Annotated in this window: 26 protein-coding genes and 2 tRNA genes; 14 read left to right on the top strand and 14 right to left on the bottom strand. The window is 38.8% G+C overall.

Going from position 1 to position 25,331, the window contains the following annotated elements; all coding sequences use genetic code 11:
* The first annotated feature begins 1 nt into the window (after nucleotide 1).
* Genes B4B65_RS15205 through B4B65_RS15185 form a run of 5 tightly spaced genes read left to right on the top strand, consistent with a single transcriptional unit; the run spans nucleotide 2 to nucleotide 5,113 of the window.
* Nucleotides 2–577 (top strand): hypothetical protein, encoded by a 576-nt coding sequence (locus B4B65_RS15205; RefSeq protein ID WP_293916521.1) that lies wholly within the window; start codon nucleotides 2–4, stop codon nucleotides 575–577.
* 4 nt (nucleotides 578–581) lie between these two features.
* Complete coding sequence (locus B4B65_RS15200) at nucleotides 582–3,500, top strand: hypothetical protein (RefSeq protein ID WP_293916519.1); 2,919 nt, start codon at nucleotides 582–584, stop codon at nucleotides 3,498–3,500.
* A complete protein-coding gene (locus tag B4B65_RS15195; protein ID WP_293916517.1) occupies nucleotides 3,500–3,811 on the top strand; it encodes a hypothetical protein in 312 nt (103 codons plus the stop codon). The genes B4B65_RS15200 and B4B65_RS15195 overlap by 1 nt, the downstream gene beginning before the upstream one ends.
* Nucleotides 3,808–4,359 carry an N-acetylmuramoyl-L-alanine amidase gene (locus tag B4B65_RS15190; protein ID WP_293916515.1) on the top strand — a complete coding sequence of 184 codons (552 nt, stop codon included), beginning with the start codon at nucleotides 3,808–3,810 and terminating at the stop codon, nucleotides 4,357–4,359. Before B4B65_RS15195 ends, B4B65_RS15190 begins: the two co-directional genes overlap by 4 nt.
* Before the next feature lie 4 nt (nucleotides 4,360–4,363).
* A complete protein-coding gene (locus tag B4B65_RS15185) occupies nucleotides 4,364–5,113 on the top strand; it encodes a hypothetical protein (RefSeq protein ID WP_293916513.1) in 750 nt (249 codons plus the stop codon).
* Between the two features lie 45 nt (nucleotides 5,114–5,158).
* On the opposite strand, the gene B4B65_RS15180 is transcribed toward B4B65_RS15185, so the two are convergent.
* The 6 genes from B4B65_RS15180 to B4B65_RS15155 all read right to left on the bottom strand — a co-directional run bounded on the left by B4B65_RS15180 (nucleotide 5,159) and on the right by B4B65_RS15155 (nucleotide 8,678).
* Entirely contained in the window at nucleotides 5,159–5,596 is a 438-nt protein-coding gene (locus B4B65_RS15180; protein ID WP_293916511.1) for a hypothetical protein, read from the bottom strand.
* 7 nt (nucleotides 5,597–5,603) lie between these two features.
* Nucleotides 5,604–6,050 carry a toxin-antitoxin system YwqK family antitoxin gene (locus B4B65_RS15175; RefSeq protein WP_293916509.1) on the bottom strand — a complete coding sequence of 149 codons (447 nt, stop codon included), beginning with the start codon at nucleotides 6,048–6,050 and terminating at the stop codon, nucleotides 5,604–5,606.
* 18 nt (nucleotides 6,051–6,068) lie between these two features.
* A complete protein-coding gene (locus B4B65_RS15170; protein ID WP_293916507.1) occupies nucleotides 6,069–7,043 on the bottom strand; it encodes an acyl carrier protein in 975 nt (324 codons plus the stop codon).
* Nucleotides 7,044–7,193: 150 nt separating this feature from the next.
* Nucleotides 7,194–8,399 (bottom strand): tyrosine-type recombinase/integrase, encoded by a 1,206-nt coding sequence (locus B4B65_RS15165; protein ID WP_293916505.1) that lies wholly within the window; start codon nucleotides 8,397–8,399, stop codon nucleotides 7,194–7,196.
* 107 nt (nucleotides 8,400–8,506) lie between these two features.
* A tRNA-Leu gene (locus tag B4B65_RS15160) sits at nucleotides 8,507–8,591 on the bottom strand.
* Between the two features lie 11 nt (nucleotides 8,592–8,602).
* Nucleotides 8,603–8,678 (bottom strand) — tRNA-Gly (locus B4B65_RS15155).
* A 313-nt stretch (nucleotides 8,679–8,991) separates the two neighbouring features.
* Between B4B65_RS15155 and B4B65_RS15150 the strand changes: the two genes are divergently transcribed.
* Together B4B65_RS15150 and B4B65_RS15145 are read left to right on the top strand one after the other, a co-directional pair.
* Nucleotides 8,992–9,948, top strand: coding sequence for an AraC family transcriptional regulator (locus B4B65_RS15150; RefSeq protein ID WP_293916503.1), 957 nt, complete (start codon nucleotides 8,992–8,994; stop codon nucleotides 9,946–9,948).
* A 112-nt stretch (nucleotides 9,949–10,060) separates the two neighbouring features.
* Nucleotides 10,061–10,702: a transposase gene (locus B4B65_RS15145; RefSeq protein ID WP_293916501.1), complete on the top strand. Its 642-nt coding sequence runs from the start codon at nucleotides 10,061–10,063 to the stop codon at nucleotides 10,700–10,702.
* 34 nt (nucleotides 10,703–10,736) lie between these two features.
* Here the strand turns inward: B4B65_RS15145 and B4B65_RS15140 are convergent, their stop codons facing one another.
* The 3 genes from B4B65_RS15140 to B4B65_RS15130 are packed head-to-tail and all read right to left on the bottom strand — an operon-like array spanning nucleotide 10,737 to nucleotide 12,923.
* Nucleotides 10,737–11,924, bottom strand: a complete 1,188-nt coding sequence (locus B4B65_RS15140) for an oxygenase MpaB family protein (RefSeq protein WP_293916499.1) — start codon at nucleotides 11,922–11,924, stop codon at nucleotides 10,737–10,739.
* A gap of 2 nt (nucleotides 11,925–11,926) precedes the next feature.
* Nucleotides 11,927–12,295, bottom strand: a complete 369-nt coding sequence (locus B4B65_RS15135; protein ID WP_293916497.1) for a hypothetical protein — start codon at nucleotides 12,293–12,295, stop codon at nucleotides 11,927–11,929.
* The gene (locus B4B65_RS15130) at nucleotides 12,258–12,923 is read right to left on the bottom strand and encodes a YgjP-like metallopeptidase domain-containing protein (protein ID WP_293916495.1); all 666 of its coding nucleotides are present in this window, start codon (nucleotides 12,921–12,923) and stop codon (nucleotides 12,258–12,260) included. The genes B4B65_RS15135 and B4B65_RS15130 overlap by 38 nt, the downstream gene beginning before the upstream one ends.
* Nucleotides 12,924–13,091: 168 nt before the next feature.
* Here B4B65_RS15130 and B4B65_RS15125 point away from each other — a divergent pair, with 168 nt between their 5' ends.
* Nucleotides 13,092–15,095, top strand: a complete 2,004-nt coding sequence (locus B4B65_RS15125; RefSeq protein WP_293916493.1) for a M13 family metallopeptidase — start codon at nucleotides 13,092–13,094, stop codon at nucleotides 15,093–15,095.
* An 85-nt stretch (nucleotides 15,096–15,180) separates the two neighbouring features.
* Here B4B65_RS15125 and B4B65_RS15120 read toward each other — a convergent pair whose 3' ends face one another.
* The gene (locus B4B65_RS15120) at nucleotides 15,181–15,558 is read right to left on the bottom strand and encodes a YchJ family protein (RefSeq protein ID WP_293916491.1); all 378 of its coding nucleotides are present in this window, start codon (nucleotides 15,556–15,558) and stop codon (nucleotides 15,181–15,183) included.
* A 230-nt stretch (nucleotides 15,559–15,788) separates the two neighbouring features.
* Here B4B65_RS15120 and B4B65_RS15115 point away from each other — a divergent pair, with 230 nt between their 5' ends.
* Nucleotides 15,789–16,277 carry a lipocalin-like domain-containing protein gene (locus B4B65_RS15115; protein WP_201679830.1) on the top strand — a complete coding sequence of 163 codons (489 nt, stop codon included), beginning with the start codon at nucleotides 15,789–15,791 and terminating at the stop codon, nucleotides 16,275–16,277.
* Between the two features lie 79 nt (nucleotides 16,278–16,356).
* Here the strand turns inward: B4B65_RS15115 and lysS are convergent, their stop codons facing one another.
* Complete coding sequence (lysS, locus tag B4B65_RS15110) at nucleotides 16,357–18,075, bottom strand: lysine--tRNA ligase (RefSeq protein WP_293916488.1); 1,719 nt, start codon at nucleotides 18,073–18,075, stop codon at nucleotides 16,357–16,359.
* 225 nt (nucleotides 18,076–18,300) lie between these two features.
* Between lysS and B4B65_RS15105 the strand changes: the two genes are divergently transcribed.
* Nucleotides 18,301–18,909: an RNA polymerase sigma factor gene (locus tag B4B65_RS15105; protein ID WP_201679828.1), complete on the top strand. Its 609-nt coding sequence runs from the start codon at nucleotides 18,301–18,303 to the stop codon at nucleotides 18,907–18,909.
* A gap of 3 nt (nucleotides 18,910–18,912) precedes the next feature.
* Nucleotides 18,913–20,283: a hypothetical protein gene (locus B4B65_RS15100; protein WP_293916485.1), complete on the top strand. Its 1,371-nt coding sequence runs from the start codon at nucleotides 18,913–18,915 to the stop codon at nucleotides 20,281–20,283.
* 17 nt (nucleotides 20,284–20,300) lie between these two features.
* On the opposite strand, the gene B4B65_RS15095 is transcribed toward B4B65_RS15100, so the two are convergent.
* Nucleotides 20,301–20,912: an HAD family hydrolase gene (locus B4B65_RS15095; protein ID WP_293916483.1), complete on the bottom strand. Its 612-nt coding sequence runs from the start codon at nucleotides 20,910–20,912 to the stop codon at nucleotides 20,301–20,303.
* Nucleotides 20,913–21,012: 100 nt separating this feature from the next.
* Nucleotides 21,013–22,212, bottom strand: coding sequence for a proline dehydrogenase family protein (locus B4B65_RS15090; protein WP_201679825.1), 1,200 nt, complete (start codon nucleotides 22,210–22,212; stop codon nucleotides 21,013–21,015).
* A gap of 97 nt (nucleotides 22,213–22,309) precedes the next feature.
* Between B4B65_RS15090 and B4B65_RS15085 the strand changes: the two genes are divergently transcribed.
* From B4B65_RS15085 to B4B65_RS15075, 3 genes are read left to right on the top strand one after another with little or no spacing between them, the layout of a single operon-like run.
* Nucleotides 22,310–22,516, top strand: a complete 207-nt coding sequence (locus B4B65_RS15085; RefSeq protein WP_002994127.1) for an RNA-binding S4 domain-containing protein — start codon at nucleotides 22,310–22,312, stop codon at nucleotides 22,514–22,516.
* 32 nt (nucleotides 22,517–22,548) lie between these two features.
* A complete protein-coding gene (aroB, locus tag B4B65_RS15080; RefSeq protein ID WP_293916479.1) occupies nucleotides 22,549–23,616 on the top strand; it encodes a 3-dehydroquinate synthase in 1,068 nt (355 codons plus the stop codon).
* A 3-nt stretch (nucleotides 23,617–23,619) separates the two neighbouring features.
* Nucleotides 23,620–24,342 (top strand): ThuA domain-containing protein, encoded by a 723-nt coding sequence (locus B4B65_RS15075; protein WP_293916477.1) that lies wholly within the window; start codon nucleotides 23,620–23,622, stop codon nucleotides 24,340–24,342.
* Between the two features lie 381 nt (nucleotides 24,343–24,723).
* On the opposite strand, the gene B4B65_RS15070 is transcribed toward B4B65_RS15075, so the two are convergent.
* Nucleotides 24,724–25,331 (bottom strand): REP-associated tyrosine transposase (locus B4B65_RS15070; protein ID WP_293916475.1); only part of this gene is annotated, 608 nt, incomplete at its 5' end.

Genomic DNA, 25,331 nt, shown 5'->3' with positions numbered 1-25,331 from the left:
AATGGCTATCCAGAAAATAAATTCCTCAGACAAACTCCAGACCGGATTCCGATCCAAATATAATGCGACTGTTGATGAGCTTTGGGTATCAGCTGTTGATCTTGGAAATGGCCTTATTGAGATCACCCGCTTTAATAACACTAAATTTCAGTTTCAGTTAACTACCTCTTTCTACACTAAGCAGGAACTCCAGAGTATAGTTTCCGGAGTAAGTCCGTCAACAGAGCAAACTGCTGGAATCATTCGTATTGCTACTGAAGACGAAGCTGCTAAAGGAACGAATTCATCTACAGCCATAACACCTTATACTTTAGCCTTAATACTCGCAAGCAGTACAGTGAAAAAGAATAGGCTGGACTTAGAAGCTGATATCACCATTGACTGGCAGAATGATATTTATAAAGATGGTAATACCTATGCGACTATTATAGGAAATGATTTTTCCTGGACAGCATTTTATTACGTCAATGGAGTAGAAGCTGATTACAGACCATCATTAATGATTACAAGAGATGATATCAATATTACTCAGGTTCAGATTAAAGACGTAAGCCCAGGCTATATAATTTTTGTTTAAAATGATGAAAGCTTATATTTTTCTTTTTTTAATCCTGATATGCAGCATTTCAGGATTAGCACAGACTCAGTCCAACAAACCCGCAGGGGCAATTCCTTATGGTTCTCTCTGGATAACTCCTGACGGATATGTATGGTCCGGTTCTTCTGTAGTAGGCTATACAAAATTGGCTCCTAAATTAAAGGTAGATAGTCTAATTAATTTGGGATATACAAAAGCCCAGGTTGACGCATTAATCACAGGAGCAAAAAACAGATCTAATCACACCGGTACACAGTCCATCAGTACAATTGAGGGTTTGCAAACCTTTTTAGATAGTAAAATCCCCGCTACTCAAAAAGCAGCTTCAAACGGGGTTGCTACTTTGGATGCAAACGCTAAAATTCCAATGTCCCAGGTTCCTGATGCATTGATTGGATCTGTTAATTATCAGGGTAACTGGAATCCTTCTACCAATACACCCACATTACCGGCTACACCAGGAACTGATACAAAGGGGCATTATTACATTGCCAGTACAACTGGCACATTCAATGGAGTTGAGTATAATAATGGCGATTGGATTATCTCCAACGGTGCTGTATGGGGCAAGGTCGATAACACCAATAAGGTTGTTTCAGTCAATGGGAAGCAGGGAGCGGTTGTGTTAACTTTATCAGACATTGCAGGCACAGCAGATCTTGTTACTCTTAATACAGCTCAGACTATAACTGCTAAAAAGACTTTCAGAACTCCAAACGCAACATCTGGAAATGCTATTGCTCCCATCGAAGTTCAAGGAGGTAATGGCGCACAAGTGATGGGAACATCGGGATTCGCAACAGCTGGAAATGCTGGAGAATTAAAGTTGATGACTGGTTCCGGCGGTTGGTCTAATGGCACTAATCCAAGTGGTACGAATGCCGGAGGTAATGGAGGTGAAATCAGTCTCGTTGCAGGAGATGGTGGTGTAGCAATTGGTGGAGAAACTAATCTACCCGGTAACGGTGGAAATGTAATACTACAGGCAGGGTTAGGATTCGGAAACGGTAAACCTGGTAATGTCCAGATTAAGGCCGGCAATAATGAAACCGGAATGGGAGGAGATATTTTTCTAACAACAGGCTATGGCCAGTCCGGTCCAAACGATGATGCGACTGCAGGGAATGTTTATCTGGCGGTTACAGCTTCAGAAAATTCCCGTGGTCATGTTATTGTTGGTGGTCTTCCTGCTGACAACAATGGGAATAAGTTGCAGGTTTACGGAAAAGCTTCTGTTTCACAGGCACCGACAGCACCAACGGATGTAGTGAGATTATCAGACCTGGGAGTTAAAGCCAATTCAGACGGTTCTAATTCATCAGGCACATGGCCAATTGCTATCAGTGGTAATGCACCATTGTGGGGTGGTCAACAATATTCATCTGATGAAGTACCAATTAACAATTATATACTTGCATACGGCGCAGACGGTAAATGGCATCCTTCTAATAAAGAAAGATTTAATATTTTTCTGGGATCTCCATCAGGTGGTGAGACTCTCCAAAGTGTTGTCAATAGAAACAGTTATAGTTCAACATCTGCTTACTTTGGTGGCGAAAGTAGATTTGGCTATACGCAAGATGCTTGGGTAGATCCTGCACCAGGATTAGGAAGAGGTTTAAAGATTAATCAAGGTATAGGAGTCTCGGGAGCTTCCAATTTTACTGATAATGTCGATTTTGGTTCAAGTATTAGAATATTTGGTACCCCGCAACAACCAAATTCAAGAAGGTGGTTTTTGCAGCCAAACCTTAATGCATGGGGTGATTTAGGAATCTTTTCTCAAGCTAATAACGGCACTGGCGATAGATATGATTTCCTCATTAAAGAAAACGGTAGTGTCGGTATAGGAACATTAACCCCAAGCGCAAAATTAGAGGTAGCAGGTGCTATTAAAACTTCCGATAAAAATGTATCTAACATATTAAGCTATACAGGAAGTAGTGGTGTTGTCGGAACAGAATCAAATCATCCGCTGGATTTTTGGACAAACTCATCTTCAAAAATGACCATTTTATCAAATGGTAATGTTGGTATAGGGACTGTTACTCCCTCAGCAAAATTGGCTGTTAATGGCGATGCCTTAGCGTCTAATTTAATTCTAAACAATGCATCAGGCACATATAGAGAATTACAATTCAGGACAAATGGTGTATTACGATGGGATATGTTCGCTTCACCTACTGCTGAATCAGGCGGTAATATCGGAAGTGATTTTGCGCTTACCAGATATGCAGATGACGGTAGTTATTTAGGACAGCCCTTTAGTATAGCACGAAGTACCGGTAATGCCACATTTGGCAATAACTTAGATGTCAGCGGATCTTTGACAGCGAGTGGTACAATTCGCTCTAATCAAGGTTTCTCTTCCTATGCATCAGTAAATAGCAATGCAAGTTACAGACCGACTGGCATAACATTTAACCCGGCCGCCAATACATATGCCACAATCGATGCGAACACCAGCGGAGGATTAGTAATTCGCACAGCTGATGGATCTGCTACTGCACAGATTCGCATGACTTTCTTAACTCCCAATGGAGCGACCGCGAGATCATTGATGCTTACAGGCCGTGCATATTATGGAGGAGATTATACAGGAGCGTTTGAGTCCAATGATTTAGTGCCAAAAAAGTACGTTGATGATAAGATGCAGCTCATCACATTACGCGCTACCATAACCGGAGGTGTGGCCGTTTTGGATGGCGGTGCAGTTCAATCGGGATTCAGATATATGGTCCAGGGGGCTTGCTTATATAACGGTACAACGCCTGAATTTTTATCGCTTTCAAAACTTGCTATTCAGGCAGGAACATCAGGTAATGTTGCCGTGCAGTATGAAACCACATCTGTGGATAACGGGAAAGATGTAGAAGTGTTAATCCTTAAAATAAAACAATAATGGTAATCAACTTATTAGCTGGCGTGCTTGGGATAGTCCTTTACACGCTCATTAAGGCCCGTGCGTATGTTTTTTCTAAAGAAGTAAAAACGGATTGGGGTAAACTCCTAATGGAAAATGTACCAGCCTGGTTGTGGGCTCTTTTGGTGCTGTTCACGGTTTCTATGATTTTACACTATTCGCCTGAAAGTAATGTATTGGTTGGTCAGGTATTCGGAGGGATGGATTTAACAAAAAGCTTTACAGGTTTTCTTGGTTTAGGCATGTTCCTAAGTTTTGGAGGCAAGGAATTACCTAAGAAAATAGTATGAAGAGAAGAATATTTTTAACAGCCGGGCACCACTTAAAAGATAGTGGTGCTGTCGGAAATGGAAGGAAGGAAAATTCGCTTACAATAGAAATCAGAGATATGATAACTGAACGCTTAAAGGCCTTATCTCCAGATATTGTTGTATGGAACGATAATGATAATGACACTTTAGCGCAAGTTATAGCACAGATTAATAAAATAGCTACTAAAGATGATTTTCTGTTAGAGCTTCATTTTGATTCCTCAATTTCACCAAAGGCATCAGGAGCAACAGCTCTGGTTGCTGAAGGAGCAAGGCAAAACTCAAAGGATTTTGGAAAGGAGTTAGCTGATTTAGGATCTGCTATAATGAGGGTGCCAAATCGTGGTGTTAAATTTGAATCCCAAAGCAATAGGGGACGATTAGGAATACTTCATACTGCAGCATCGAGTGTATTATATGAAGTAGGCTTCATTAGCAATCCTACAGATGTAGTTAATTATGAAAACTGGAAGCATTGGCTTGCCGATGATTTTGCCAGGATAATTATTAAAAGGTTAGAAATGTAATATAATGGAACCCATGACACAGGATGAAAAACATCAAATGAGTAAAATGCAGGAGAAGTTAGATCTGGTGGATGATAAATTAGACGATGTTCTAAATGTCCTTAAAGGTGATGAATTTGGAAATTCAGATGGCCTTGTATCAGAAGTAAAGGATCTGAAGAAGCGTGTCCGGACATTGGAAGATCTCAGAAGTAAGATCTTATGGATTGCTACCGGAGCTGGGCTGGCCGGTGGTATTGTTTTAGATAAAGTTATATCCTTTTTTAAGGCTTTGTTTATTTCTGTTATTATAATCTGTTTGTTCAATTCTTGTGGAATGTTCCGAAAGTCGTCTAGGGTGACCGATATAAAGAAAGGTGTTGAAATTTCAAAGTCGGAACAGAAAATCAATTCAGAAATTAAAGAGTCAATGCAGCAACAGGAAAAGGAGCATGAAACAAGACAATCAGAATCTTCTGGTAGAATAACTGCAGACAAGATAACCGTTCATCCTGATGGCTCCATTGAAGCAGAAGGCAATGCAAAAGCAGACCTATCCAAAACAGACAAGTCAGATAGAAACGCTGATAGGAATAAAACTATTAATACAGAGAGCAATATTAGGGAACAATCCAATGCTGCAAAAGAGATTAAAAACGAAACTATTTACAAATCCTCCGAGAGTAAACCAGATCCGGTAGGAGGCTCTGTTATGTGGATTGCAATTGCAGTATCAGTTATAATAGTTGTGTGGGGGATAAAGAATTTTTTATAAAAAAAATAGCGAGGTTTTAACCTCGCTATTTCATATATATATATATTATGGGGATAATTCGTCGTAATAAATAATAGTAGAGTTATTAGGAGGATTTAACCACAGGAGGGTTTTAATTTTGTGATTAATAAACCAAAATCCTAGGCTATAATCTGTATTTAATTGAACTTCATAAGGTTTAGCGTTAGTGTTTAGACTAACCAATTTTAGATCAATATCCTTCACAACAATAGAGGATAGATTTTCTTTATCAATTATATCCACTATTTTGCTTCTTAGATCAATCAGATTATTAATAATTTTTTCCTTTTTAGCACTATCTGTCTTAATAAAATAGGTGTCTAAAAATACACCTGAAGGTGATCTATTTTCATAAACTTCTTTTATAAAGGTCTTTATAATATCCTTATCAATATCTTGAGCATAAGATAAAGAATGATAACCTAGAAGAAGAACTAAAGAAAGGATTAATGATTTAGTCATAATATAATTAAATTTGTTTTATTCCGTTGACATAATAACTACGAGTAATTATGTCGCCATTTTGATTGAATAATATACTTTCACCATTTTGAATCCCATTTAAATAGATGGCTTTAATAAGTAATTTTCCATTTTCATATATTTCAGACAATCCATCTAATTTATCATTTTTCATTGAATGTTTAAGTTTTATTTTTCCACTAGAATCATATATTGTTACCTGCTTTTCTGAATTGGAATGAAAAATGGTTTCACTCATTAATGATTTACTTTTGTTAAAAACTTTTCTAATCTTACAAATACCTTCATTATAATAACAAATGACAATACCATCCTCCAGTTCCCACTGATATTCTCCAGTGTATTTTATTAAACCTGATTTATTATCTTGTTGATAAGCAATTCCGTTCTTAACAACTAGAGAATCTTCATTATGTTTCTTTTCATCATTCATAGATGGTAAAGTTAGGAATTATTTACAATCGTCCCCACCAAAAATACCATCAAAAAAACCATCGTATTGAGCAACTGAAGTACTTTTAACATCAGGCCTTTTGCCCATATCAACAGAAACTCTTGATCCTGGCAAGTCTACGGAGAGATAATTTAAAAATAATTCAATATAATCACGCTCATAAGTTGTCGATACAGCTGTTTTATACTTCCCTGTTTCACCATAAATAATACCTAGTGTAGACGCTGCTGCGTTCATTGCTTTTGCAGAAAAAGTAGCAGCTTCTCCTGGAGTAACAGTAGCTCCATGATAATATTTTTTCGGAACATCAATAATTAAATCTCTTAAATTAAATGACTTTGATATTCCACCAATTTCACTGAAGGTTGCAGGTCTTATTTTAGTTAATTTTGTTGATAGTTGATTTGAATTGCTTTGAGCGAATTTAAAAGAAGCACATTTAATATCTCCAGGCCATACAGTGTTAATTTTGCGATCCCATTCATTTGGTCCAATTCCAACACCTCCAAAATCACCTGATCCAAAATCAGGAAAATCTACTCCTGGGTCGTTATCTCCATTAGGGGGAGAAGGAACTACCACTTCATCAATAATATATTTAAAGCTTGCTATTGCTAAATCATTAACTGTTTTTATTTTATCAGCATCGTCGTCATATATTACAATTTCGAATTCACTTTCTACAAATTGTATTGATTCTAGAAAATCAAGCTCATCAAAGTTTAAATCCCTGAAAAGATCTGCATCTAGAGTTACTTCTTCAAAAGATTTCCCCTTTGCTTCCGCAATATAATACCTGATTTTGTTTGAAACTGTGAAAAAGCTGTTCGATGCTAGTAATTCATTGAATTGGAGACGTTTAACTTCATCTTTTTCTTTTATTAAGTCATTTGATTTATTGCATGAAGAAATGAGGAAGAAAATTAAAGTTACACTTAAGAATCTTCTTAAATTTTTGCATTTATGTTTCATAATTATTTTATGGTAAAAAACTTCAGTGGCAAATTTTAAAAAAAATACTGAGGTATTAAAATTATTATAACCTGAGGTTATAAGAAAGTTGAAAAATTATTGAGTCAAATATATAAGTTGTGAATTAGCATTTATTATGGTATCCCGTAATTAGAAACTAATTGTTTTTCCTTTCATAGAGCTAGAGTCAACAATCAGCTCTCTTTTATAGGTTTGGAATGATTCATAATCTCTATGACCGGTTAAAGACATGACTTCGGGATCAGTAAAACCTGCACTTAATAAATTAACAACCCTAGTATGTTTCCAGCCGTAAAGAGTATACTTGTCGTCAAGCCCAACTTTATCCTTTATTGGTTTATATAAGTTGGAAAAGTGGTCTTTATAACATTTTTCCTTATTGGACTGTCCTTTTTTTCCAAAAACAAAATATCCTGGTGGAAGTTCAGTTAGTTTCATTAATAAAATCATGTTGTAAAGCTCATCACATATAGGGATAAACCTATCTCCAGTCTTAGCTGTAGGAGCAATCGCTTTGATTTGTCTGCTGACTAAATCAATATGCTGAACTTGTAATAACCTGATCTCTCTTGGTCGCATACAGCTATAGAAGATCCACTTCATATAGTTGAATAGATCCGGAAATTTTTGGCATTCTTTTTTTATTTTCTCTGCGACAGCTGGAGTGTAGTATCTGTTCTTTTCTGCTCGATCTTTCTTTTGTTCCAGATCATCAGGATCGAAAAGATAGGAGATCTCAATGTTTTGTTTTTTTTCGATTTTATATGCTTGTTTGAAGAATGTTTTTAGGAATGTAATATGATTATTATATGTTCTTGCCGACCATTCTTCTTGATCAAAGCTTTCATCTAAAAATTGTATTAAATCTGATGAAGAGAAGTCAGAAATATATTTATTATTCAGATCATAGCTATTCAGCCAGGTTTTTAGGTTGTTGATAAAAGTGTTGTATGTCCGAATCGTGTTAGGGGACAGATTTTTTCTGGTACAATAATTTATATATTCGGTAAAAGCGAACTCAATAGTCCAGGGTTTTACTTTTTGTAAATCTTCTTGCAATTTGATTTCTGTTTCCTCAGCAAATAATTGAGATTGGATTCTAAATTCCGGAAGAAATGGATTGAATCCTTTCTTTAAAGCATGTTCAATGTCTTCTTTCAATTGTTGAACGGCTTTTTCTTTCTCTTCCAGATTACGGACATAATTTATACCATCGCGAACATAAAATTTTTTAAATTTTCCCGGATAGTCGGGTAATTCAAATTCATACCGCACTCTCCAGTCTCCATTCGATGAGCGAATAATATTAATGTTTTTGTATGGTTTGCTTGTCATAAATCGTTTCCGTTTAGCACCAACAAATTTAGGTGCTGTTTTAGGTGCTGCTTTTGGTTGTAAAACAGAAAAACCGCTTTCAAATAAATTTGAAGCGGTTTTAGCTGTACCTAGGGCGGGAATCGAACCCGCACTCCCTTAACGGGAACAGGATTTTAAGTCCTGCGTGTCTACCAGTTCCACCACCTAGGCAGGTGATATTGTGGAGCGAAAGACGAGATTCGAACTCGCGACCCCAACCTTGGCAAGGTTGTGCTCTACCAACTGAGCTACTTTCGCTTGTAACGTTCCGAGCAGTAGCTCTTTCCGTTTTGGTGATGCAAATATAGAGAGAAAAACGGAATTGCAAAATTTATTTATCAAAAATATATTGCTTTTAATACTAATGTGCTCAATCTGTGCGAGATAATTTTTATGTATAAAAGTGCTCTGGGACTTCGCAGACTTTGTTTTCCGGAATATCGCACAGAATATGAAGGACCGGATAGTCTGTAAGAAGTAAAGATTGATGATCTGATAGTTGTTAAAAGCAACTAAATTGCTTTTAATATTGATGATTGTTACTTTTGTATGCTATTTAACGGATGCAGACATGGAGGTAATACAAAAAAATAAAAATGCTGATGGGAAGAACTTCGCTGCAGCACATCAATTGCATAATAACAGTATAGATATATGCGAAGTTTGCGGATCAGTAAAGCATACCGTTTTCCAGAATTTTCTTTCCATTGTACCGCTGGAAATGATTAAATCCTGTCAGCGTAATGCTCCATTTCACAGCACAAGAAAAGGTTTTTACAGCATGATTCTGATTACTAAAGGCAGCGCTACCGAAACAATTGGATATAAAACCTATACTTTTGAAGCAGGAACGTTGTTTTTTATTCCCGAAAACACGCTGCATAAAATACAGCATTGGTCTCCGGATATTGAAGGATATCATTGCAGCTTTGATTCGGAATATTTTTTACTCTGCTTGAAAAATCAGATTAAACTCATGGAATATCCTTTTTTTATTCCCGATAACGATCCTTTTGTCGCTCTTCATGAAACAGAAATGGCGCAACTTGTACCCCTGTTTGATAAGCTGAAACAGGAATACACAAACCGTCAAAATTTTAACGATGATCTGCTTACACGGCTTTATCTTAATGCACTTCTGCTGGAAGTAGGACGCATGTATATACAACAAGCTGCAGAAACAGTGATGTATTCGAGGCAGGAGCAGCTGGTCAGTAAATTCAAGCGGCTTGTACATGCTCATTTTTTAACCTACAGACAGGTATCCGATTATGCAGATCTGCTTTTTGTTCATCCACATTATCTTAATGATATGGTCAGAGCGATCACCGGACAGTCTGCAAGTAATTTTATCTATCAGCATTTACTGGCCGAAGCCAAATCGCATCTCGTACAATCCGATGATACTATTGCACAGATCGCTGCCCGTCTCCGTTTTTCAGATCAGTCTTATTTTGGTCGTTTTTTCAGAAAGCACGCTGGTGTCACTCCGGCACAGTTTCGGCAGCAGCATATACAAGCAACCTAAAATCTGTACTTTGTACCATTTCTTCAGTACTGTGTCTCTTTTAACAACTGGTTGTGATCCTGAACTTTGTATTGTTAAATAAAGAACAATTTTTAAAATAAGGGAATCTGTTATGGAGATACAAGTAAATGAACTTTTCTTTTTGATATTCGCAGCATTAGCATATGTTATTCTGCAATCATTATTTATCCTTGGCGTACGTATAGCTGCAAAAGGAGGGACGGAAGTTCTTCCTGACGGAAGAGATAAAGACAGTGAAATGATCTTATATCCGTTGTTTAAATACCTGACCCGTGTACGAAAAGTAAAGGTATATTACGGTGGTGAACAATGGAATATACTGTTCGGTAAACTGCAACAAAAACTGAAAGACGATACATTGATAAATTCCGGTAATGGTCTGATCTGTGAAAACAGTTCACCGGAGTCAGGGGAGAGGATCAGTCAGGCGTTGAAAGCGATCGACGATAAGATCAGCATAGAAACGGACGATAAGGGACTGATCCGCTGCTACAAAACAGATGAAGAATATGTCGTGAATAAATACCTTCGTAAACCCGTAATCCAATGTCCGATCTGCATGGCATCCTATTGGAGTATATTCGGATACTGGATCCCTATGTTTTACTTTTTCGGATTTCAGATCTGGATTGTATATTTTGGGGTTTTGAATATCTGTGCTGTCTCCTGTGTCAATTGGTTATTGTGGATGCGCGGCAGTGCGCACGAAGCACTGATTATGAAAGGAAAATAGAATAGTAGCATACGGGTAGTGCTCTTCAGGTCTGCTACCCGTTATTATATTTCAGATAGATTTGCTTTACTTTGTCCTGCTCCTCACTTCCTTTGCGGATCATCCGGTCTCTGTAGCCCGGTAAGCCTATCTTCTTTTCCTGTCTCTTGTTTTTCAGGATATTGAGATAAGCTATCTTGCCGAATACTGTATTCCGTAGTCCAAGGAGTTTGCAGGAGTACTTTCCAAGTAAGAAGTTATTGTAGTAAAGATGTATTTCTTTCATCAGCATTCGCCCTAAAGGGGAGGGAGGAAAGAAAGCTTTTACAGGTTCTTCTTTCAGTGCCAGAGCAAGGGATTTTGAATCTTCATCCCCGTCAGCCTGTGTCATCGTCCAATAATAAAGAGCTTCTATGGCTTGCTCTTCCGTATCCGGCAAAAGATGAAGCGGAATGCCGATAAGGTAGCCAATGTACTTCCAGAAGTGAAATAATCCTTTCACTTCCTGTGCTGTGGGCGCATACCCCATCCGGCGTAAGCCAACGATAAAGACCAGCGAAAACCCTAAATTGGTCGCTAATAAATCCCATGTGTTGACAGGCATTCCCCATTTGTCCGCATCCCAGTCAGTAGAATGCAGAATATTGACCCGGGAGAAAGAATGAATAATACGGGTAAGAATGACATTTTGAAAACCTTCTCCGTCAGCTTCAAAAGCGCCTGGTCGGGTAATATTGACCCAGAATGTCACGGTATCTGTCAGTCGCTTTACAGCTCCTTTTTTGAGTGCACCGGTATAGATAAGAGGTTTGTTAATAGCCGAAGATTCATAGCCACCCATAAGGCAGTAATCCCGAAGAACAATCAGCGCACTGATGCCCGGGCGTCTGCTGAGTTCAGCACCAACGCAGAGCAATTCTTCATTCACCCAATCCGGTCGCCGCTCAAAGGAGTCAAAAAATGACTGCAAAGCGGTAGCATCTGTGCCGGAATAATACTGTCTCTCTTTCAGAAAGCGCATCACCTCTTCATTCCCTTTTTTAAATCCTATGTGCTGATGAAGCTGTTGGACAAGATTATCACAGCTATCATCTGTTTCGAAGAGAAGGGGTATATATTGATCAGCATGCTTTAAGGGAGGGGTATATCCCAATTTGTGCAACAGTGCTATTCCGGGACCCTTTGTCCAATAATGTTGGAAGGAAGATGTATTTGTACGATATCGCTGCGGTGCTGCCTGCATGATCAATTATCTAATGTCCAGTTAACATAATTCGCTTCGGCCAGTAGCTGACTGTTATGATAAGTGAATTTCCAGTCTACATAGTCCATAGCGCATGCCTCCGTATCGCTGCAACAAAAGTGACGGTTAATCAGAAACTGCATCCGGAATGATCCTCTATGGCTGTTTTCATCCCATTGGAAGTTTTGTATATGAATCTGCTCCAGTTGGGGGGCACCATCACGATCGGCTAACTGATCCACTATCTCTGCTTTAATCACTTCCCAATTTTCAGGAGGTATATGTGCAATAAATTGTTGTGGTTCCTCCTGAATCTTACGGAGTTCGCTCGTATTAATGGTAATCTGTATCTGTAAATTTTGTTCGCTCATATGCTAATGCTTCTTCTTTTTCCTGCCACCCCGGTAGCAGACGATCCAATTGCTGTTCCTGCTCTTTTTTAGAACTTGTTTGTACTGTCAATAATGCTCTGACCACAATATAAGTAATATAATCTGTCGGCTGGTCCGTAAGTGCTGTGTCAAAAGTCAGATTACAGCTCTGTTTATCTGTGTTATACCAGTTGCTGCGTAACTTACGTATCAGAATCTCACCACTTAATAAATCAAGTTGTTCTTCCCAATGTCCGACCAATTGTATAATCAACTGAAGTAAAAGGGTCTTCTTTAAGCTGTTGATTGACCTGTCATTCCATTGTCTGTCATTGGTGTTGAGATATATACGAAATCCTTTGATATAGGGGTGTGAACAGTTTTCCTGGTGATGCACAAAATGAGGGATACCAAATATAGGTACAGGTTCAATATTCTCCGCGACATTAGATTTCTGGCGTTGTAAAAGTTCTGCGCCATGTGTCTTGATATAACTTTTTACGAATGCTTCATCAGCATGGGCAGGTACCTGCAGTCGTACAAATGAACCATCCTGTTCCAGTACCTTAAAAGTATCATGGACAGAAGGTACCCACTCATACCATATCCCATCGATTTCGATTTTCATATGCAACTAAAATAAAGTATATCCGTGAATATTAGGGAATCCGGCCTGTAAAAAATATAAAATCGTTACCTTTTATTGTATTAAACTTTTATTAAGTTTGTCTCTCAGCGATTTGCAAACGATGTTTGACGGATAGTTGATATAACAATTAAAACAAATTACAGTTGTATGAAAAAGTATGTAGCTATGGCAGTTTTGCTCATGGGAACGGGGAGTACATTTGCACAATCCACAAAAGCAATTAATCCTGATTTTATGGATAAAAGCGTCCGCCCTCAGGATGATTTTTACAGTTATGTAAATGGTAACTGGATGAAAACCGTAAAAATTCCTGCTGATAAAGCAAGATGGGGATCATTTGAGGAATTGCGCGAAAACACAGATGAAGCAACTTTAAAAATTCTGAAAGAATCGCTGACCCAAAAATTTGAAAAAGGTTCAGACGGACAAAAGATTGCAGATCTGTATCGTTCATTTGTAGATTTCGATACCCGTAATGCAAAAGGGATTGAGCCGATCAAACCTTATCTGGCAAAAATCGATGCCATTAAAAATTTCAATGATCTGTATAAATACCTATTAGAGGTTGCGCCCGAAGGTGGTAATCCGTTTTTCGGAGCAAGTGTTTACGCGCATATGAAAAACAGCAGCATGAATGCAATCTATCTGGGAGCTGCAAATCTGGGGCTGGGACGCTCTTATTATCAGAAAGTTGATGAAAAGAATACACAGACTCTGGCAGATTATTCTGACTATATTTCAGCTTTAAACACTGCCGTAGGCCAGCGTACAAAAGACCTTAAAGGACCTAAAGTTGTTGCTTTTGAAAAAGAGATCGCTTCGCGTTTAAAAACTATTGAAGAGTCTCGTGATGCACAAAAACGTTATAATCCTGTTGCCGTAAAAGATCTGAATAAAATGGTGAAGAATATTGATATCGCCAAATATATCTCAGACCTGGGATTCAAAGCCGATACAGTTATCATATCCGAATTGAAATACTATCAGGAACTGGATCAGCTTCTGAAACCTGAAAATCTTGCTCAGATCAAGGAAGTGCTTCGTTTTCATATAATGAATAATGCTGCAGGTTTATTAACAGCAGATCTGGATCAGTTATCGTTCAATTTCTGGGGTAAAAAGTTAAACGGACAGCAGGAACAACGTGCTTTAGACAAAAGAGGACTGGCGTTTGTAAATGCAAGAGTAGGGGACCTGTTAGGAAAAGTATATGTTAAAGATAATTTCCCGCCTCAGGCTAAAACTGCAGCAGAAGAAATGGTACAGTACCTGTTGAAATCATTTGAGGTACATATCAAGAATCTGGTATGGATGTCTCCTGCTACAAAGGAAAAAGCATTAGAAAAACTTTCTAAATTTAATGTGAAAATCGGATATCCAAATAAATGGAAAGATTATTCGAAATTAGCCATTGGTACTTCTTTGTTTGAAAATGCATTGCATGTCAACAAATGGGCTTTTGAAGAGAATCGTGCAAAACAAGGTAAGCCTGTTGATAAGTCGGAGTGGAGTATGACTCCTCAGACGGTCAATGCATACTACAGTCCGCTGTTTAATGAGATTGTATTCCCTGCTGCGATCCTTCAGCCGCCATTTTATGACTACAGAGCTGACGCAGCTATTAACTTTGGCGGAATAGGCGCTGTAATTGGTCATGAGCTGTCACACGGATTTGATGATTCAGGAGCACAATACGACGGTAACGGTAATCTCAATAACTGGTGGACAGCAGAAGACAAAGAGAAGTTTGATGCGTCTGCCGATGCATTGGTTAAGCAATTTGAAGCTTTCGAACCTGTACCCGGAGTATTTGTAAACGGCCGTTTTACATTAGGGGAGAATATCGGAGATCTGGGAGGCGCATCTGTAGCATTTGACGCACTGAAAATGTATCTGAAAGATAAAGGTAATCCGGGATTGATTGATGGTTTTACACAGGAACAACGTTTCTTCCTGTCATGGGCAACAATCTGGAGAACAAAAACTACTGATCAGTATGTGGTTAATCAGGTGAAAACAGATCCGCATTCGCCTGCTCAGTACCGTGCATTTGCACCTATTGTCAATATGGATGGTTTCCATGAGGCTTTTCAGACGAAAGAAGGTGATAAAATGTATGTGCCTCAGCAAAATAGAATTGTGATCTGGTAATCGCCGGTCACCTGCATTTAAGCATGGAATAAAAAAAGGGTTTCTGAAGAGTGTATACTCTGCAGAAACCCTTTTCTCATTTTACCTACATGATTTTTCCATCTACATAATACCATACTTTATTAAATTGCTTAAAAGTTGATTTTTCATGATGTATCTGAATCTCGGATTGCGGGTTCATGTAATGAGCTTTGAACTCTACTGTCTGCGAAGTTACATGAAGAATTTCGAGGTGCATCCACTTGTTTTCCTGAGCCCATTGTCTGATGTCTTTTTTGTTTTGAAAACGTCGGGTGGAAGGATGAAAACTGTCGTAAATAAAATCCACCAATTCCAGGTAAAACGCTGTGTATCTTGCGCGCATCAATTTTTCTGCAGAAGTAGCTTCCTGAAGGTTTTTATGTATATTCTGACAACAATTAGGGTAATCTTCACCACTACCACAGGGACATTTTTGAACCATATTAGCTTTTTAAAAAGCTAATATAAATAGATTCTTTCAGATGACTGCAGATTGGTTTTTGCCGAAGGTGTAAAATGACTGTTTCTGCATGTAATAAAGAAACTAAAATATGCTTACCGTTTTATTTTTACTACCCTAATGTCATGCGATTATCACATCATCTTTTAGTATAAACTATAATGTGTACTTTTACGTTATAGATAAAATTGCTAAATAGAATTAACCCCGTTATGACTTCAATAAAAAATGAACTGGTAGGGAGTTGGAAGCTCCTTTCATATATAGAATTACCCATCGATGGTTCCGATTCCTTATTTCCTGTCGGCAAAAATCCGGAAGGAATACTGATGTATAGTCCGGATGGTTTTATGTCCGTACAGATTATGGCGCAGAATCGTCCTCCTCTTATTTCCGGTGACCGTTTTGCGGCAACACAGGAGGAATCACTGGCTGTTATCAATACGTTTATAGCTTTCAGCGGAGCTTATCAGATTCTGGAAAACAGAGTGGTTTCATATCAGATCAAAACTTCTTTGTTTCCGAATTGGGCAGGACAGACACAGGAGCGAACCTTTGATTTTGAAGGAGATGTGCTGTATCTGAAATCTACAGAACCTATTCTCTCAAATGGTGTGATGGTCAACTCGTATATGACCTGGCAGAAGCACAAAAAAGCTCAGTATAAAGAAGCACAGTTAGAGAGGCAGACAGATTATTAGGTTACAGATACCTCGAATAAAAAAAGGGTTCAAAATTTAAATTTTGAACCCTTTTTTTATATATGATTATACGGTGGCCTTAATTAAACCACGCAAGTACTTCATCTTTTGTAGGCATACTTATTTCCAGTTTCATTTTTTTACGCATTCCGCCAAGATCGTTGAATACCTTGTTCGGATTTGCTTCTTTCAATGCCGGAATAGTCGTAAAACCCATTTTCTGCAATACAGGTACCCAGTCAGCGGGTATACCCAATGCAGTATAATCTTCTGTAGAAGCTACTTTCGTTACTTTTTCAGGGCGCATTTGCGGGAAGAACAGTACATCTTGTATAGAAGCCTGATTTGTCATCAGCATGGCAAGGCGGTCAATACCGATACCGATACCTGCTGTAGGAGGCATACCGTATTCTAATGAACGTACAAAATCGTAATCAATAAACATGGCTTCATCATCACCCCGCTCCATCAACTTAAGCTGATCTTCAAAACGCTCCAGCTGATCAATAGGATCATTCAGCTCTGAATAAGCATTAGCGACCTCTTTACCATTAACCATTAATTCAAAGCGCTCTACCAATCCGGCTTTCTCACGGTGTTTTTTTGTCAATGGAGACATCTCTTTTGGATAGTCTGTAATAAAAGTAGGTTGTATGTAGTTCCCTTCACACTTCTCACCGAAAATCTCATCAATCAGTTTACCTTTACCCATTGCTTCTGTGGTCGGGATATGCAATTGCTTACATACCTCTCTCAGACCCACTTCATCCATCTCACTGACATCAAATCCGGTATATTCTTTAATAGAATCGTAAATAGAGATACGTTTATACGGAGGGGCAAAGTTGATTTGATTTTCTCCTACTTGTACAGATGTAGTTCCGTTAGTGGCTAATGCTACTTTTTCGAGAAGTTTTTCAGTAGTTTCCATCATCCATACGTAGTCTTTGTAGGCTACATAAAACTCCAGCACTGTAAATTCAGGATTATGGGTACGGTCCATACCTTCATTTCTGAAGTTACGGCTGAACTCATATACCCAGTCAAAACCACCAACAATAAGACGTTTCAGGTACAATTCGTTCGCAATACGCAGATATAAAGGAATATCTAAGGCATTGTGATGGGTAATAAATGGCCTTGCTGCAGCACCACCCGGAATAGATTGTAACACCGGAGTATCCACTTCCAGAGCTCCCTGTTCATTCAGGAAATCACGAATAGCCGTTTTTACTTTGGATACTTTTACAAAAGTATCCCTGACCTGCGGATTGACTACCAGATCTACATAGCGCTGACGGTAGCGGAATTCAGGATCAGTTACAGCATCGAAAGTCTTACCATCGGCAGATTTTACAACCGGAAGCGGTTTCAATGATTTAGCCAATACAACAAACTGCTCCACATGAATACAGATGGCATCGGTCTGTGTTGTAAAGACATAGCCTTTGATACCTATGATATCACCGATATCCAGTAGTTTTTTGAAAACGGTGTTATAGAGTGTCTTATCTTCTCCGGTACAGATGTCATCACGTTTGAAATAGGCCTGAATACGACCGGTAGAATCCTGCAATTCGATAAATGAAGCATTCCCCATTACGCGTCTGGTCATCATACGCCCTGCAATACTGACGGTCTTATAGTTTAGCTTGTCGCGGTCATAGTTTTCCAATATATCTGCTGCCGTCACATTGACATCGAATTCCTCGGCAGGATATGGGTCGATTCCCAAATCAATAAGCGCTTGAAGAGCTTGTCTACGTTGTTGTTCCTGTTCGGATAATACAGTACTCATTTATTTTCGATTATTAAGTTGCAAAAGTAGGAATTTTATAGGTAAAATGGATACAGACATTTAAAATAGAAAAATGTAAGGAGGCTGTAGCGAAAGTGGTTTAAAGGCCGTTATATGCTAAAATATGTTTAAATCTTTAGTGCAGACTAAATGACGGTGGATTTCTAATGTATGCAATAATTAATAAATTGATGTTAAATTAGCAAAAAACAATCTCCGCCATTTGTGAAATTACTTCGTAAATACACTGACCAAAAGGAACCCATGAGCCTTCGTAAAGCTCTGGATGACTGTGGTATGGGGCGTGGGGAACGCGGTAAGGCATATGTGTACAAAAAGTATTATGGTTATTTGATGGCCATTGTTATTCGGTACATTAAGCATGAAATGGAATCTGAAGAGGTCGTAAATGAGTGTTTTGTAAAGGCCTTTGCAAAATTAGATTCTTTTAATCTCGATGTGGAGGAGGAACGTTTGGAAAAATCGTTTCGTTCCTGGATAGCACGGATCGCTGTCAATCAATCTATAGACTTTTTGAGAAGTAAGAAGCAAATGTTGATGCTGGATGACGTGTCCGAGTATGAGCTTGTTCCTCATGCTGTACATAATCATTCCTCACTGGAGGTTCAGGATATATTAAAATTGTTGGATGAATTGCCGGAAATTCAACGTACCATATTCAATATGTATGAAGTAGAAGGTTTTTCGCATGATGAGATTGCGTCGCTGTTGAATATTCCGGACAGCACCTCCCGTACGTATCTGACAAGGGCAAAACAGAAGTTAAGAAAATTATATGTAGAGCAGTTTCATACTGCAGATCACAGAAGTTAAGAAATGGCAAAGGATAATAAAAAAGAGTTAATTGATGACATAGCGCATAAGCTACGAGATTACGAATTGCCGTACCGGGAAGGCGCCTGGGAGAAGTTTGCTTCTTTGGATAAAGGAAGGAAACCACGTGTGCTCTGGCCTTACTGGAGTGCAGCTGCAGTGCTTTTAGCTTTAGGTATTTCCTATATGACATACAATACAGGCGATCTGCAGGGAGATAGTACTGGTGTAAGTACAATTGCAAAAAAAGAGAATACAACACAGCATGTGAATCCGGGATCAGAGAAGAATACCCCTTCAGCCGGTATTGAATCTTCAGATGCGAATGTAAATCAGGTTCATCCGAATTTCATAAATTCTTCTTCAAAAGAATTGGATAACCGTCTGGCTTCACTTTCTGACTCTCAACAGCATGCAACAACATATATTGCTGCAGATCAGTCTGCACGTGTAAGTTTGCCTTTCAACGAGTTGCGTACAGCAGCCCTGTCTACAGATCAGATCAGTAGAAAAGGATCTGAATTGCCGGATAAAACCGGAGCGGGGCTTTCCCATTATAAGGGTCTCTCCGGTATAAAAGCGGATGATGAGCCACAACCGGAGTCTAAATTCAGTCTGAGTATCTTAGGAACGGATAATCAGCAACAGACATTAGCCCATCAGCAGATAAACAGACCTAAAGGTATGGGACGTAAATGGGAACTGGGGGCTTTTGTATCTCCGGCCAGTGCCAGTAGTGAGGTGAGTATGGGTGGAGGACTTTCTGTTGCCTATAGTCTGACTAAAAAACTAAGTGTACGATCAGGAGTTGCCCTTCAGAACTATCAGATGGCTATGGCACTTAATCCCGGTAAACCCTCTTCAGCATCTCCGGCATATATGGATTCTCCTGCATCGAATAATGCTTATCTCATAGATATGTCAAGTGCACAGTCCAGGATGAATCCCAATTTTACTGCGGTATCCGGCTCAGTCCTGACACTGGATATACCTGTTGAAATGAAATATGCGGTAACACGCAATCTGTATACCTCAGTTGGTGTGTCGATGGTGTCCGTATTGCAACAGGAGCGCCTGAATCATTATGTGGAAAACATCAACGGTAATACTTTTGCAGGTAAAAATGCAAATGGAGTAGGAGCGGCCGAATCAAATAATATACAGGCGGTAAATAAAACGGTCAAATCTAACGAACAGAATGTAGAGACTAATGGATTTAACGGTTTTATCAATCTTTCGATCGGACGTAAGGTTCCGATCAAAAAGACGTTTTCAATATCTGTTGAACCATTTTACAGAATGCCACTGGGACAATTTAAAAATTCTGACGTTAATTATTCCAATGGAGGGATTAAGGTTATTACGAATTTTTAGTCTGCCCCAAATAAATTTTACAGCTGGTCTATCCTGACCCAGCCCATACCGGCATTGATGGCGCCCTGTACTCCCGGATCACCATCTTCCAGTACAATACATTTTTGAGGATCGACACCCAGGTGTTTTGCTGCCAGTAAAAATGGTGCTGGATCCGGTTTCCCTTTAGGCGTATCTCCTGCACAAACCAATGTTTCGAACCGGCCTTCAACATCTATAACCTTAAGTGTAATCTGTAGGGTAGATCTTGTTCCTCCCGATACGACACCTATTCTCTTAACTCCTTCATTAGCCATCAGATGTGCAAGTACGTAATCTACAGGCTGAGTGTTCTGAATAAAACGCTCAATAAAAATGGCAGATTTTCGCTTTGAGAATACTTCAAAATCAAATGTCGTCTGATAACGCTTTGCAATCTCTTGTGCTACGGCTACAGTGGGCCAGCCGGCAGTTTCATCGATAAGATCAGTATCCAGATCTATTCCATATTCAGCCGCTGCTGCTTTGTAGGAAAGTTTGTGTGCCAGCATATTATCTGCCAAAGTGCCATCTACATCATAAAGTAAAGCTTCATAAGGAGCAGTGATTTCCTGGAGTTTCTGGAGTTTACGTTGGGATTCGGGAGTCATCGTTTGAGGATTGTACTAAATATTATTATGATTAAACAGCTACAGAATGATTACTCTGCTTCTGTAGCTGTTTTTTAGGATTTGAAAAAATAGTGATTCACTATGCTCTTCTGGAAGATTTTCTTCTCTCTTTTTCTTTAATGATCAGAGATAGCTCGCGTCCGGTCTGTCCGCCGACAGAAGTGTTTTCCTGTGCACGGCGAAATAGATAAGGCATAACAGCTTTTACAGGGCCATAAGGCATGTATTTAGCGACATTGTATCCTGCAGCCGCCAGGTTAAAGCTTAGGTTGTCTGACATTCCCAGTAATTGAGCAAAGAAGATGTGCGGGTGTTGATGACTGATGTTACGCTTATTCATTTCTTCAGCCAGTAACTGACTGCTTGCTTCATTATGTGTACCTGCCATTAAACCTATCTGATCAACATTGTCCAGACAGAATAGGATTGCTTCGTTATAATCGATATCCGACGCTTCTTTTGTCGGCTGTATCGGAGAAGGATAGCCCTTTTGAGCTGCACGTTCTCTTTCAATTTCCATATAAGCCCCGCGTACTGTTTTTGCACCGAGATAAAAGCCTTGTGTACGTGCATAAGCAAAATCTGCTTTTAGCGAGGCTAATTTGTCATGTCTGTATAGCTGATAGGTATTATATACAATGGGTTTTTCCTTGTTGTACAATTCCATCATCTCTCTGGCGATATCATCAATTACGTCCTGTATCCAGGAGTGTTCGGCATCTACAAGTACTTTGATATCTGCTTCATAACAGGCTTTGCAGATACGGTTGGTACGATCCCACATTCGCTGGTATTCGACCGTCTCCATATCGGAAAGTTCTTTTTTAGCATTTACTTTTTCAAACAATTCAAATCTTCCCAATCCTGTAGGTTTGAATACTGAAAACGAAATATAAGGATTGTTTTTAGCTGCGGCTACCGTACGAAGAATCTCTTCACATGTATAATCGAAAACTTCTTCCGTATCCTCACCTTCTACAGAGTAGTCCAGTATTGTACCAACACCATTTTCACCTAATTGCTGAATTGCAGGTGAACAGCCCTGTATGGTCTCTCCGCCACAGAATTGCTTGTAAATAGTGTTTCTGATAATACCTTGTATCGGAAGACCAATATTTAACGAAAAATTAGTAATCGGAGTTCCGATTTTGATCAGGGTATTGCTAGCCACCATTTTAAATAACCAGTAGGCGCGGTCCAGATCTTTATCACTCTTACTTTTAAATGCTATTTCCGTATTATCAAAGGATAATTTACCGGGTGCAGCTGTATTTGACATATTGTAGTTTTAATATGGGGACAAAATTAAACATTTGTTACTTAAAAGACCTAAATATTCCTGTTGGAATGCTGTTTTTTTAAATTATTTTTGTCTTATGCAAACGTTCAAATTAGAGGGAGAGTATATCGCTATGATTCAATTGCTGAAAGCAATGAATTGGGTAGAGCACGGTGCGATGGCACAATGGGTTGTAACAGAGGGGTATGTGAAATACAACGGTGAAGTGGATTTTCGTAAACGTCTCAAAGTGAGAGTCGGAGATATTGTTGAATTTGATGGACAGCAGGTAAAAGTAGTATAAAAAACGTATCTTAGCTTACAATAATTATAAACATGCACGTAATAAACAGCTTAGGGTATCAGGTCGTATTCGATGATACTTTAGCCTCCCTGAGAACTTTTCTAGCAGAGCGCGAATATTCAAAAATTCTGGTATTAGTAGACCGCAATACAAACGATCACTGTCTCCCTATTCTTCAAATGGTCCTTAACGATGTAAAGGATTACGATATTATTGAAGTCGATCCGGGTGAAGAAAACAAGAACATTGATTTCTGTATTGGAGTATGGAAAACCATGCTCGATTTTGGTGCAGACCGTAAAAGTCTGATGATAAATCTTGGAGGTGGTGTGGTGACTGATATGGGAGGCTTTGCCGCTTCTACGTTCAAAAGAGGATTAGATTTTATACAGATCCCAACTACGCTGCTGAGTCAGGTAGATGCGTCTGTGGGAGGTAAGACAGGTATCGATCTGGATAACGTGAAAAATATTATCGGAACATTCACACAGCCACAAGCCGTATTTATCAATACTAATTTTCTCCAAACACTGGATAACAGACAGCTAAATTCTGGGTTTGCAGAGGTGATCAAGCACGGGTTGATTTTTGATCGAGATCTATACAATACTATCAAAGGAATAACGGATGTACGTGGTATCAGTACTGATATTATTTTTCGTTCCGTAGAGATCAAAAATGAGGTTATTACTCAGGATCCTACTGAAAAGGGGCTTCGCAAGATTCTGAATTTTGGACACACTATTGGTCATGCTATAGAAGGTTTCTCTTTGTTTAATGATGATCAGCCTCTGTTACACGGAGAAGCTATTGCTATCGGAATGATCTGTGAAGGCTATCTTTCGTACAAATTGACAGATTTAAGCAGGGAAGATCTTGACGATATAATCGCTACATTCAGAAGTCACTATACGGATTACCGTATCTCGATCGAAAACTATGACGAGTTTATTGCGTTGATGAAAAACGATAAGAAAAATGCCGGCTCTAAAATAGGATTTGCTTTATTGACAGGTATAGGATCTTGTACATATGATCATTATGTTGAAGAAGAGTTGATTATCGAAAGTTTAGATTTCTATCGGGAACTAATTACATAATATATGAGGAAAATAATCACACTAATCATTATTGCTTTTGCATGTGTACAACTTGCAACTGCACAAACCGGGGAAAAAAATGTTTTAATTTTTAGTAAGACTGCAGCATTTCGTCACAAGAGTATAGAACATGGCGCTGCGGTACTTAAAGATCTTTTAGCGAAGAATCATATCACTTCTGATCACAGCGAAGACGCAGGTGTTTTTTCTGAAGATCAGTTAGCAAAGTATGATGCGGTATTGTTTTTAAGTACGACAGGAGATATCTTCAACGATAGTCAGAAGGAAGCTTTTCAAAAATTTATCCGCTCCGGAAAGGGATTTGTCGGAATTCATGCTGCCAGCGATACAGAATACCACTGGCCGTGGTATGGTCAGATGGTAGGTGGTTATTTTGTGAGTCATCCGGCTGTTCAGGAGGCATTGATCCATGTGCTTAATCGTAAACATCCGTCAACAAAACATTTGTCCAAAGAATGGAAACATAAGGATGAATGGTATGATTTCAGAGATATTCAGCCGGATAATAAAATCCTGATGAAGGTTGATGAAAATTCATATAAAGGAGGTAAAATGAACGGTAACCATCCGATAGCCTGGTACAAAGAGTTTGAAGGTGGTCGTATATTTTATACCGGACTCGGACATACAGAGGAATCGTACGATGAACCAGACTTTCAGCAACATGTGCTGGGAGGATTGCGCTATGTACTTAAGGTAAAGTAATTATAAGGTCTGTTTCTTGATTGTACTTAGTCAAGAAACAGACCTGTTTTTTTGGCTTTCATCTCTAGCAGCTAGAGATAAATATATGGCTATTTCTGGCGCAAGCGTCCGCTTGTGTCTATCAAGTTTATTGGCTAAAGCACAAGCACCACTACGTTAATGCTTGCGCTAGAGATAATATTAGTATAAACCTCTCTGCCCTGCGGGCATCTCTCCTTGAGAAGGAGAGAAAATATTAGCTGATTCTTAATCACTTTTCTGGTGCAAGTGTCCGCTTGTGTCTATCAAGTTTTATTGGCTAAAGCACAAGCATCGATACGTTAACGCTTATGCTAAAGATAAATATATGGCTATTTCTGGCGCAAGCGTCCGCTTGTGTCTCTATTGTAACAACTTAATCTCTAACAATCCTTTTTCACCTGCATAATCTCTCGCACTACTATAAATATAATCTTCTGCTGAATAAACGAAACCAGAAATTACAGGGTTCTGATGTAAATATTCCAACTTCTGTTCTTTCATATAATTATCCCAAAGCTCTATCGGATGATTGTTTTGCTGCCATAACTGGAAGCCTTTATTATTGCCATTCTTTTTACCAGCACGCTCCATCATCCATAACAACCACTCTTTTCTGCTTTCCTGCGAATTTATCGCTATTTCTTTTCTTAACAATCGGGAGGTATGACTCTTGAAATCTCTTAAGATATCTTCCATTTTATTGTTCGTGGTACCAATAATGAGATGAACATGACTGGTCATGATACACCATGCATAAATTTCTAAACCTTTTTCTTTCTGGCAGTACACAAGGCTGTCTAAAAGTATGGTTCTATATTCATTTCTGATAAACAGGTCTATCCAGTATACTGTTGCAAAACTTACAAAGTACTGTGAGCTTTGGTTTCTAAACTTATATTTTGTACTCATACATAAAAGATAACAATTTCTATTAGCTAAAGCACAAGCTATTTCTGGCGCAAGCGTCC

Source organism: Sphingobacterium sp. UBA5789 (genome assembly GCF_002418355.1).
In the GTDB taxonomy this organism is placed as follows: domain Bacteria; phylum Bacteroidota; class Bacteroidia; order Sphingobacteriales; family Sphingobacteriaceae; genus Sphingobacterium.
Note: the sequence above shows the minus strand (reverse complement) of the source record. Positions and strands in the feature narration are given on the sequence as shown.

What these genes read in the sequence shown, in the direction of transcription:
- B4B65_RS15205 (WP_293916521.1), top strand. Translation starts at nt 2, where the DNA reads ATGGCTATCCAGAAAATAAATTCCTCAGACAAACTCCAGACCGGATTC.
- B4B65_RS15200 (WP_293916519.1), top strand. Translation starts at nt 582, where the DNA reads ATGAAAGCTTATATTTTTCTTTTTTTAATCCTGATATGCAGCATTTCA.
- B4B65_RS15195 (WP_293916517.1), top strand. Translation starts at nt 3,500, where the DNA reads ATGGTAATCAACTTATTAGCTGGCGTGCTTGGGATAGTCCTTTACACG.
- B4B65_RS15190 (WP_293916515.1), top strand. Translation starts at nt 3,808, where the DNA reads ATGAAGAGAAGAATATTTTTAACAGCCGGGCACCACTTAAAAGATAGT.
- B4B65_RS15185 (WP_293916513.1), top strand. Translation starts at nt 4,364, where the DNA reads ATGGAACCCATGACACAGGATGAAAAACATCAAATGAGTAAAATGCAG.
- B4B65_RS15180 (WP_293916511.1), bottom strand. Translation starts at nt 5,596, where the DNA reads ATGACTAAATCATTAATCCTTTCTTTAGTTCTTCTTCTAGGTTATCAT.
- B4B65_RS15175 (WP_293916509.1), bottom strand. Translation starts at nt 6,050, where the DNA reads ATGAATGATGAAAAGAAACATAATGAAGATTCTCTAGTTGTTAAGAAC.
- B4B65_RS15170 (WP_293916507.1), bottom strand. Translation starts at nt 7,043, where the DNA reads ATGAAACATAAATGCAAAAATTTAAGAAGATTCTTAAGTGTAACTTTA.
- B4B65_RS15165 (WP_293916505.1), bottom strand. Translation starts at nt 8,399, where the DNA reads ATGACAAGCAAACCATACAAAAACATTAATATTATTCGCTCATCGAAT.
- B4B65_RS15150 (WP_293916503.1), top strand. Translation starts at nt 8,992, where the DNA reads ATGGAGGTAATACAAAAAAATAAAAATGCTGATGGGAAGAACTTCGCT.
- B4B65_RS15145 (WP_293916501.1), top strand. Translation starts at nt 10,061, where the DNA reads ATGGAGATACAAGTAAATGAACTTTTCTTTTTGATATTCGCAGCATTA.
- B4B65_RS15140 (WP_293916499.1), bottom strand. Translation starts at nt 11,924, where the DNA reads ATGCAGGCAGCACCGCAGCGATATCGTACAAATACATCTTCCTTCCAA.
- B4B65_RS15135 (WP_293916497.1), bottom strand. Translation starts at nt 12,295, where the DNA reads ATGAGCGAACAAAATTTACAGATACAGATTACCATTAATACGAGCGAA.
- B4B65_RS15130 (WP_293916495.1), bottom strand. Translation starts at nt 12,923, where the DNA reads ATGAAAATCGAAATCGATGGGATATGGTATGAGTGGGTACCTTCTGTC.
- B4B65_RS15125 (WP_293916493.1), top strand. Translation starts at nt 13,092, where the DNA reads ATGAAAAAGTATGTAGCTATGGCAGTTTTGCTCATGGGAACGGGGAGT.
- B4B65_RS15120 (WP_293916491.1), bottom strand. Translation starts at nt 15,558, where the DNA reads ATGGTTCAAAAATGTCCCTGTGGTAGTGGTGAAGATTACCCTAATTGT.
- B4B65_RS15115 (WP_201679830.1), top strand. Translation starts at nt 15,789, where the DNA reads ATGACTTCAATAAAAAATGAACTGGTAGGGAGTTGGAAGCTCCTTTCA.
- lysS (WP_293916488.1), bottom strand. Translation starts at nt 18,075, where the DNA reads ATGAGTACTGTATTATCCGAACAGGAACAACAACGTAGACAAGCTCTT.
- B4B65_RS15100 (WP_293916485.1), top strand. Translation starts at nt 18,913, where the DNA reads ATGGCAAAGGATAATAAAAAAGAGTTAATTGATGACATAGCGCATAAG.
- B4B65_RS15095 (WP_293916483.1), bottom strand. Translation starts at nt 20,912, where the DNA reads ATGACTCCCGAATCCCAACGTAAACTCCAGAAACTCCAGGAAATCACT.
- B4B65_RS15090 (WP_201679825.1), bottom strand. Translation starts at nt 22,212, where the DNA reads ATGTCAAATACAGCTGCACCCGGTAAATTATCCTTTGATAATACGGAA.
- B4B65_RS15085 (WP_002994127.1), top strand. Translation starts at nt 22,310, where the DNA reads ATGCAAACGTTCAAATTAGAGGGAGAGTATATCGCTATGATTCAATTG.
- aroB (WP_293916479.1), top strand. Translation starts at nt 22,549, where the DNA reads ATGCACGTAATAAACAGCTTAGGGTATCAGGTCGTATTCGATGATACT.
- B4B65_RS15075 (WP_293916477.1), top strand. Translation starts at nt 23,620, where the DNA reads ATGAGGAAAATAATCACACTAATCATTATTGCTTTTGCATGTGTACAA.